9 protein-coding genes and 1 riboswitch are annotated in these 7,917 nt (G+C 47.6%); of the genes, 4 read left to right on the forward strand and 5 right to left on the reverse strand.

Features of this window, described 5'->3' with window-relative positions; genetic code table 11:
• The 5 genes from ABUA47_RS15150 to fabD all read right to left on the reverse strand — a co-directional run.
• The coding region (locus ABUA47_RS15150) for a thiazole synthase (RefSeq protein ID WP_349831733.1) at positions 1-664 on the reverse strand (664 nt) is incomplete at its 3' end.
• 23 nt (positions 665-687) lie between these two features.
• Entirely contained in the window at positions 688-1,338 is a 651-nt protein-coding gene (locus ABUA47_RS15155) for a thiamine phosphate synthase (protein ID WP_009038436.1), read from the reverse strand.
• Positions 1,339-1,343: 5 nt separating this feature from the next.
• Positions 1,344-1,541 (reverse strand): sulfur carrier protein ThiS, encoded by a 198-nt coding sequence (gene thiS / locus ABUA47_RS15160; protein WP_005837106.1) that lies wholly within the window; start codon positions 1,539-1,541, stop codon positions 1,344-1,346.
• 70 nt (positions 1,542-1,611) lie between these two features.
• Positions 1,612-1,702: riboswitch (TPP riboswitch) on the reverse strand.
• Between the two features lie 74 nt (positions 1,703-1,776).
• Positions 1,777-2,319 (reverse strand): hypothetical protein, encoded by a 543-nt coding sequence (locus tag ABUA47_RS15165; RefSeq protein WP_005837107.1) that lies wholly within the window; start codon positions 2,317-2,319, stop codon positions 1,777-1,779.
• A 107-nt stretch (positions 2,320-2,426) separates the two neighbouring features.
• The gene (fabD, locus tag ABUA47_RS15170; RefSeq protein ID WP_005825542.1) at positions 2,427-3,314 is read right to left on the reverse strand and encodes an ACP S-malonyltransferase; all 888 of its coding nucleotides are present in this window, start codon (positions 3,312-3,314) and stop codon (positions 2,427-2,429) included.
• Positions 3,315-3,712: 398 nt separating this feature from the next.
• Between fabD and ABUA47_RS15175 the strand changes: the two genes are divergently transcribed.
• The 4 genes from ABUA47_RS15175 to ABUA47_RS15190 form a co-directional block, all read left to right on the forward strand.
• Positions 3,713-4,444: an NUDIX hydrolase gene (locus tag ABUA47_RS15175; protein WP_034523179.1), complete on the forward strand. Its 732-nt coding sequence runs from the start codon at positions 3,713-3,715 to the stop codon at positions 4,442-4,444.
• A gap of 47 nt (positions 4,445-4,491) precedes the next feature.
• A complete protein-coding gene (locus ABUA47_RS15180) occupies positions 4,492-5,970 on the forward strand; it encodes a xylulokinase (protein WP_035448507.1) in 1,479 nt (492 codons plus the stop codon).
• Positions 5,971-6,075: 105 nt separating this feature from the next.
• A complete protein-coding gene (xylA, locus tag ABUA47_RS15185) occupies positions 6,076-7,392 on the forward strand; it encodes a xylose isomerase (protein ID WP_005825539.1) in 1,317 nt (438 codons plus the stop codon).
• A 114-nt stretch (positions 7,393-7,506) separates the two neighbouring features.
• Positions 7,507-7,917, forward strand: a 411-nt coding sequence (locus ABUA47_RS15190) for an MFS transporter (protein ID WP_349831734.1), incomplete at its 3' end; no start/stop codon positions are given.

Raw genomic sequence — 7,917 nt, forward strand, 5'->3', positions numbered from 1 at the left:
ACGCTACCGCCATGGTCACGGGGTCGCCCGCCACTGCAATGGCTGTATTCACCAGGCAAGCCGAAGCGCCCATTTCCATAGCCTCTGCCGCATGGCTCGGGGCACCGATACCGGCATCCACCACTACGGGGATATTGGCTTGTTCAATGATTATTCTCAGGAAATCCCTTGTCTGTAGTCCTTTGTTTGTACCGATAGGAGCACCCAGCGGCATGACGGTGGCGGCACCGGCTTCTTCCAGCCTCTTGCACAGTGTGGGGTCGGCCTGGCAATAGGGCAGTACCACAAATCCTAACTTGACCAGTTCTTCCGTGGCTTTCAGCGTCTCTACAGAATCGGGCAACAGATAGCGGGGGTCGGGGTGTATCTCCAGTTTCAGCCAGTTCGTGCCGAAAGCTTCACGCGCCATCTGTGCAGCAAAAACAGCTTCTTCGGCATTGCGCACGCCGGAGGTGTTGGGCAGAAGCTGGATACCGGGATGCTGTATGTGTACCAGCATATTGTCTTCCTTGTTGTCCAGTTCAATGCGTTTCATGGCTACCGTCACCATTTCTGTGCCGGATGCCAGGATAGACTGCTCCATCACTTCATCGGAATTGAACTTTCCGGTTCCTAAAAACAGACGGGAGTTGAACTCACGTCCCGCAATCACTAATTTTTCCATATCAGTCGTCATATATTAATTCTTTATTTTTCATTCTCCATTAAAGAAATGATTCTTTTCATTTCATCTGCCGGACTATCGGCATGCAGTACCGTGCCCGAAAGGGCAATCCCGCTTACCCCCGTCTGCATAACGGCTGGAATATCCGCTATGGTTATTCCACCGATGGCTACTATCGGAAGGTGTATATCCTTCTCCTGCATCCGGTGGATGATAGCTGTATATCCTTCCAGTCCCAATATCGGACTCAGATTCTTCTTGGTAGTGGTGTAGCGGAAGGGGCCGCAGCCTATGTAGTCGGCACCGGCTTTGTAGTGTTGCAGTACATCCTCAAAAGTATTGGCGGTACCGCCTATAATGTACTCCGCGCCCAGAATCCGGCGTGCGTCGGCTATGGGCATGTCTTTCTTTCCAAGATGTACGCCGTCGGCATGCAGTTTTCGCGCCAGTTCCACATGGTCGTCAATGATGAAGGTGGCACCGTATTGCCGGCAAAGGGCCTGCACTTCCAAAGCTACGGGTTCTATCGTTTCCACCGGGGTGTCTTTCATGCGCAGTTGCACCCAGCGGCAACCGCCCTCAAGAGCCATGCGTGCAGCATCCAGATACGAATATCGTTCCGTATAGTGCGTGATGAACTGCATTCCTCCGTTTTTCAGTCTCTCGTCCTTCATCTTCCTCACCCTCCGCAAGCTGCTTTGATAATGATGATGGGCATGTATTCCCTCAGGATGCATTTTGTCCATTCCGTGCGAAGTACAATACGGTTGTCTACGGCCACGGCAATGCCTTGCATCGGTAGGGCAAGTTCCTCGATAAGTTGTGAAAGGGTAGTGGCGCCGGTTTTCACTTCCTTGTTGTTGACCAATACTTTCATTTTTCTGTTCATTAAGAAATAAAACAAATGGAAGTAAATACAAAGAAGCGTCTTTACGGCAAGTTCAGTGAAGAAAGAAATATCCAATTCCTACGGCAGTACTAACTGCATCAGGTTCGAGGGTATAATCTCAGCCCGTCGGGGCACCCCTTTGTCTTTACGGCAACAAAGGTAAGGGAAAATCGGAAATAAAAAACAAAAGAACGTACTTTTTATTTCAGTGATTACTTTTTGTTTACTCGCGCCCCTTTGTGGCACGTATCTTTTTCAGCGTATTCCGAACAGTGGTTCTGACTCCAGTTGAATAAAAATCAAGCTCTGTATTTTCCAGTATCAGTTGCAATTCCTGCAGCAGTTCCGGCTCCTTCCTGCAAAGCAGATAGGCTATTCTGATGGAAAGGGCTTGCACTCCTATGCTTTCTTGCGGAGATAGCATGTGGTCCAGGCAGTAATTCAGCAAATCGACGGAGATTGGAGTAGGGATGGGAATATTATACAGTATAGATAATAAGAGACGTTTGGAACCGTCGTGCGTGCAGTCTATCAGCCGTTGAATGATTTCATCGTACAGTAGGATGAACCAGCCGGGATGGATTTCGCTCAATTTCTCGCATACCCATATTGCCCGCCATGACACCGTCTGTTTTTCATCGTATGTCAATCGGTATATATCTTCAAAATACTCGGGGCAGAGGCATACCTCTTGTACCAGAGAGTCTATCGATAACTTATGAATAGGTACTGCCAAGGTATTTCTGAACTCCGTAATCTTTTCCATATATCCCATTTTGTTGTGAGTGGCAAATATAAAGGAAATGGCCTATTAAAACAAGAAAGGCTGTCTATTTGAAGAAAGACAGCCTTGAAAATATTCTATTTAAGGAATTATGCAATCCCGTGAGCCGTAGCTTCCGGTGCAATCTTCTTGATAAGACCTTGCAGCACTGCACCAGGACCGCACTCTGTGAAGTCCGTAGCACCATCGGCAACCATGTTCTTCACTGTTTGCGTCCAACGTACCGATGCTGTCAGCTGAGCCACCAGGTTCTTCTTGATTTCTACCGGGTCAGTATGAGGCATAGCGTCTACATTCTGATATACGGGGCACTTCGGAGCATGGATTTCTGTTGCATTGATGGCTGCTTCCAGTTCAACTTTGGCAGGGTTCATCAGCGGAGAGTGGAACGCACCGCCTACCTTCAACGGCAGAGCACGCTTTGCACCTGCAGCCTTCATCAGTTCGCAAGCCTTGTTGATACCTTCTATGGAACCGGAAATTACAATCTGTCCCGGGCAGTTATAGTTGGCTGCCACGCAAACTTCACCTTCAGCACTTACTTGAGCGCAGATTTCCTCAACCTTTTCATCCGGCAGGGCAATAATGGCTGCCATAGTGGAGGGCTGTGCCTCACAAGCCTTTTGCATAGCCATGGCACGGGCATACACCAGTTTCAGACCATCTTCAAAGCTCAGTGCACCGGCAGCAACCAAGGCAGAGAACTCGCCCAATGAGTGACCGGCGGTCATCTCCGGCTTAAAGTCATCGCCCATGCAGAGGGCGGAAATAACGGAATGAAGGAATACGGCAGGTTGGGTAACTTTAGTCTGGCGCAGGTCTTCATCTGTTCCGTTGAACATAATATCAGTAATACGATACCCGAGGATATCATTTGCTTTCTCAAAAAGTTCCTTGGCTAATGCCGAATTTTCGTACAGGTCCTTTCCCATGCCAACGAATTGGGCACCTTGACCCGGAAATACAAATGCTTTCATATTTACTCGTTTTTTAGTGTTTAAATAAAAAGTGCTGCAAAGGTAGAGGTTTTTCTGATATTCACCGCACAAACGGATGTTTTTTGTGCAATGCCCTTACTTTAAGGAGGGAAGCTAAAATACAATATGTATGCTTGGGCCTTCTGTGGTATCCGGAGGCTGAAATACTTATAAATGAAACACTTTCTCCTTATTGTACTTCCTACAATTAGACCTCTTGTATATTCTTGTAAATTACATATTGTATTCCATACGATAACAACTGAAAATGATATTGTATAAAGTAAGATATGTATTCAGTTGAAAAATAATGCTTTATAACATTATAAAAATAATCTTTTCCTTTATTGCAAATTAGAAAAACCTATTTATATTTGCAGCGCTTAACGAGATATATTATGCAAAACATAGAACAAAAAACGCCGTTGGCAAACAATCATATCTCTGTGGACTGTGTAGTGATTGGTTTTGACGGAGAACAGCTAAAGGTTCTGCTGATTAAGCGTGCAGGAGAGGAAGAAGGAGAAATCTTTCATGATATGAAGCTTCCCGGAAGTTTGATTTACATGGATGAGGATTTGGATGAAGCTGCCAAACGGGTGTTGAATGAATTGACGGGTCTGAAGAACGTCAATCTGATGCAATTCAAGGCATTCGGCTCAAAAAACCGTACGAAAGACCCCAGAGATGTACATTGGCTGGAACGTGCCATGCAGTCCAGGGTGGAGCGTATTGTCACCATAGCCTATCTTTCCCTGGTGAAGATAGACCGCGCATTGAACCGTGATTTGGACAATTATCAAGCCAGTTGGGTAGCCATGCCGGATATAAAGGCTCTGGCATTCGACCACAACCTGATTATCAAGGAAGCCATTACCTATGTCCGCCAGTACGTCGAGTTCAACCCGTCTTCACTGTTCGACTTGTTGCCGCGTAAGTTCACCGCATCCCAGCTTCGCACTTTGTACGAACTGGTGTATGACAAGCAGTACGACGTACGCAATTTCCATAAAAAAATTGCCTTGATGGAGTATGTCGTCCCCCTGGAAGAAAAACAGCAGGGCGTGGCCCACCGGGCGGCACGTTACTACCGTTTCGACAAAAAGATATACAATAAAATCCGACGGTAGCCGGATTGTAAATTCTTCATATCACTTTCATTTTAATATTGATAGAAATGTATTTATTAGGTTATGACATCGGCAGCTCGTCTGTAAAAGCGAGTCTGGTAAATGCGGAAAGCGGCAAGTGTGTATCGTCTGCCTTCTTCCCCAAGACTGAAGCGGAAATTATCGCAGTGAAGCCCGGCTGGGCAGAGCAAGACCCCGGAAATTGGTGGGAAAATTTGAAACTGGCCACACAAGCTGTATTGGCAGAATCCGGAGTAAACGCAGAAGACATCAAGGCGATTGGTATCTCTTATCAGATGCATGGCTTGGTATGTGTAGATAAAAACCAGCAGGTGTTGCGTCCTGCCATTATCTGGTGCGACTCCAGAGCCGTGCCCTACGGACAAAAGGCTTTCGAAACATTGGGAGAGGAGACTTGCCTTTCACATTTGCTGAATTCTCCGGGCAACTTCACGGCCTCCAAACTGGCTTGGATTAAGGAGAATGAGCCTTCCGTTTACGAAAAGATTCATAAGATAATGCTGCCGGGCGACTATATCGCCATGAAGTTGAGCGGTACCATCTGTACCACGGTGTCCGGTTTGTCCGAAGGGATGTTCTGGGATTTCAAGAACAACCGGGTTGCTGATTTTCTGATGGAGTATTATGGATTCGACTCCTCTCTGATTGCCGACATCAAACCGACTTTCTCCGAGCAGGGACGCGTCAATGCTGCTGCAGCCGCAGAGCTGGGTCTGAAAGAAGGTACGCCTATCACTTACCGTGCCGGCGACCAGCCCAACAATGCCCTTTCCCTGAATGTATTCAATCCGGGTGAAATTGCTTCTACCGCCGGAACGTCCGGTGTGGTATACGGCGTGAACGGTGAGGTGAACTACGACCCCAAGTCACGTGTCAACACCTTTGCACACGTCAACCATGCTGCCGGGCAAACCCGTCTGGGTGTTCTGCTGTGCATCAATGGTACGGGCATCCTCAATTCATGGGTAAAACGCACCGTTGCTCCCGAAGGCATCTCTTACAACGATATGAATCTGCTGGCCGCACAAGCCCCCATCGGCAGTGCCGGTATCAGTATCCTGCCCTTTGGAAACGGTGCGGAGCGTATGCTGGAGAACAAGGAAATAGGCTGCTCCATTCATGGCATCAACTTCAACCAGCACGGCAAACAGCATATCGTCCGTGCAGCACAGGAAGGCATCGTTTTCTCCTTTAAATATGGAATCGACATCATGGAACAAATGGGCATTCCCGTGCAGAAAATTCATGCAGGCAAGGCTAATATGTTCCTCAGCCCGCTGTTCCGCGAGACATTGGCCGGTGTGACGGGAGCTGTCATCGAACTGTATGATACCGACGGCTCTGTAGGTGCCGCCAAAGGCGCCGGAATCGGTGTGGGCATATACAAGGACAACAACGAAGCATTTGCCACGCTTGAGAAGCTCGAGGTGATAGAGCCGAAAGTGGCAGACCGCCAGGCTTATGCCGACGCATATGCGCGCTGGAAACACTGGGTAATGTGCTAATGTGCACATTAAAACGTTAGCACGTTAAAACAATAAATTAATAATTAACCCCGTGATGAATGTGTCTGTCATTGGCACATTCTCACATTAAAACATTAAATTCTTATGGCAACAAAAGAGTATTTTCCCGGAATAGGAAAGATTAAATTCGAAGGTAAAGAGAGCAAGAACCCGATGGCATTCCGTTATTACGATGCCGATAAAGTAATCATGGGTAAGAAAATGAGCGAATGGCTGAAGTTCGCCATGGCATGGTGGCACACTCTTTGCGCAGAAGGTGGTGACCAATTCGGTGGCGGAACAAAGAAATTCCCCTGGAACGGTGAGGCTGACAAGGTTCAGGCTGCCAAGAACAAAATGGACGCCGGCTTTGAATTCATGCAGAAAATGGGTATCGAATACTACTGCTTCCACGATGTAGACCTCTGCGAAGAAGCCGAGACCATTGAAGAATACGAAGCCAACTTGAAGGAAATCGTAGCGTATGCCAAGCAGAAACAAGCAGAAACCGGCATCAAACTGTTGTGGGGTACTGCCAACGTATTCGGCCATGCCCGCTACATGAATGGTGCAGCCACCAATCCCGATTTCGATGTTGTGGCACGTGCCGCCATCCAAATCAAAAACGCCATCGACGCTACTATCGAACTGGGAGGTTCAAACTATGTATTCTGGGGCGGTCGCGAAGGCTACATGTCATTGCTGAATACAGACCAGAAGCGTGAGAAAGAGCACCTCGCACAGATGTTGACCATCGCCCGCGACTATGCACGTGCCCGCGGCTTCAAAGGTACCTTCTTGATTGAACCGAAACCGATGGAACCTACAAAACACCAGTATGATGTAGACACCGAAACCGTTATCGGCTTCTTGAAGGCTCACAATCTGGACAAAGATTTCAAGGTGAACATCGAAGTGAACCACGCTACTTTGGCGGGCCACACCTTCGAGCACGAACTCGCAGTAGCCGTAGACAACGGTATGCTCGGCTCCATCGACGCCAACCGTGGTGACTACCAGAACGGCTGGGATACAGACCAGTTCCCCATTGACAACTTCGAACTGACCCAGGCAATGATGCAAATCATCCGTAACGGAGGCTTTGGCAATGGCGGTACAAACTTCGATGCCAAGACCCGTCGCAACTCCACCGACCTGGAAGACATTTTCATTGCCCACATCGCCGGTATGGACGTGATGGCACGTGCACTGGAAAGTGCAGCCAAACTGCTTGAAGAGTCTCCTTACAAGAAGATGCTGGCCGACCGCTATGCTTCCTTCGACAGTGGTAAAGGCAAGGAATTTGAAGATGGCAAACTGACGCTGGAGGATTTGGTAGCTTACGCAAAAGCCAACGGTGAGCCGAAACAGACCAGCGGCAAGCAGGAATTGTATGAGGCAATCGTGAATATGTACTGCTAATAATGATCAATGTTTAGTGATTAGTGGTTAATAAGTTGCGCATGAGGTGTTTCAATATTAATCATTAATCGCTAATCATTAATCGCTAATCATTAACCATTAATCATTAATATCATGAATTATACAGAAAAAGGCAGTAAACTCTACCTCTTCTCTATTGTGCTGGTAGCCGTCATCGGGGGCTTGCTTTTCGGCTACGATACAGCAGTCATATCCGGTGCCGATAAAGGGCTTCAGGCATTTTTTATGGGTGCCTCCGATTTTGTCTACACAGATACGATTCACGGCATTACCTCTTCCAGTGCACTTATCGGATGTATCATCGGTAGTGCTCTTTCGGGATTCTTCGCATCCAATCTGGGACGTAAGAATTCTCTTTTCATAGCCGGCGTCTTGTTCTTTCTGTCGGCATTGGGCTCCTACTACCCGGAATTCCTTTTCTTCGACTATGGTGTTCCTTCCTATTCCTTGCTCGTGGCATTCAATTTCTACCGTGTATTGGGAGGAATCGGCGTAGGTTTGGCA

The organism is Bacteroides sp. RTP31139st1_H2_RTP31139_211217 (assembly GCF_040227615.1).
In the GTDB taxonomy this organism is placed as follows: Bacteria; Bacteroidota; Bacteroidia; order Bacteroidales; family Bacteroidaceae; genus Bacteroides; species Bacteroides uniformis.

What these genes read in the sequence shown, in the direction of transcription:
- ABUA47_RS15155 (WP_009038436.1), bottom strand. Translation starts at nt 1,338, where the DNA reads ATGAAGGACGAGAGACTGAAAAACGGAGGAATGCAGTTCATCACGCAC.
- thiS (WP_005837106.1), bottom strand. Translation starts at nt 1,541, where the DNA reads ATGAAAGTATTGGTCAACAACAAGGAAGTGAAAACCGGCGCCACTACC.
- ABUA47_RS15165 (WP_005837107.1), bottom strand. Translation starts at nt 2,319, where the DNA reads ATGGAAAAGATTACGGAGTTCAGAAATACCTTGGCAGTACCTATTCAT.
- fabD (WP_005825542.1), bottom strand. Translation starts at nt 3,314, where the DNA reads ATGAAAGCATTTGTATTTCCGGGTCAAGGTGCCCAATTCGTTGGCATG.
- ABUA47_RS15175 (WP_034523179.1), top strand. Translation starts at nt 3,713, where the DNA reads ATGCAAAACATAGAACAAAAAACGCCGTTGGCAAACAATCATATCTCT.
- ABUA47_RS15180 (WP_035448507.1), top strand. Translation starts at nt 4,492, where the DNA reads ATGTATTTATTAGGTTATGACATCGGCAGCTCGTCTGTAAAAGCGAGT.
- xylA (WP_005825539.1), top strand. Translation starts at nt 6,076, where the DNA reads ATGGCAACAAAAGAGTATTTTCCCGGAATAGGAAAGATTAAATTCGAA.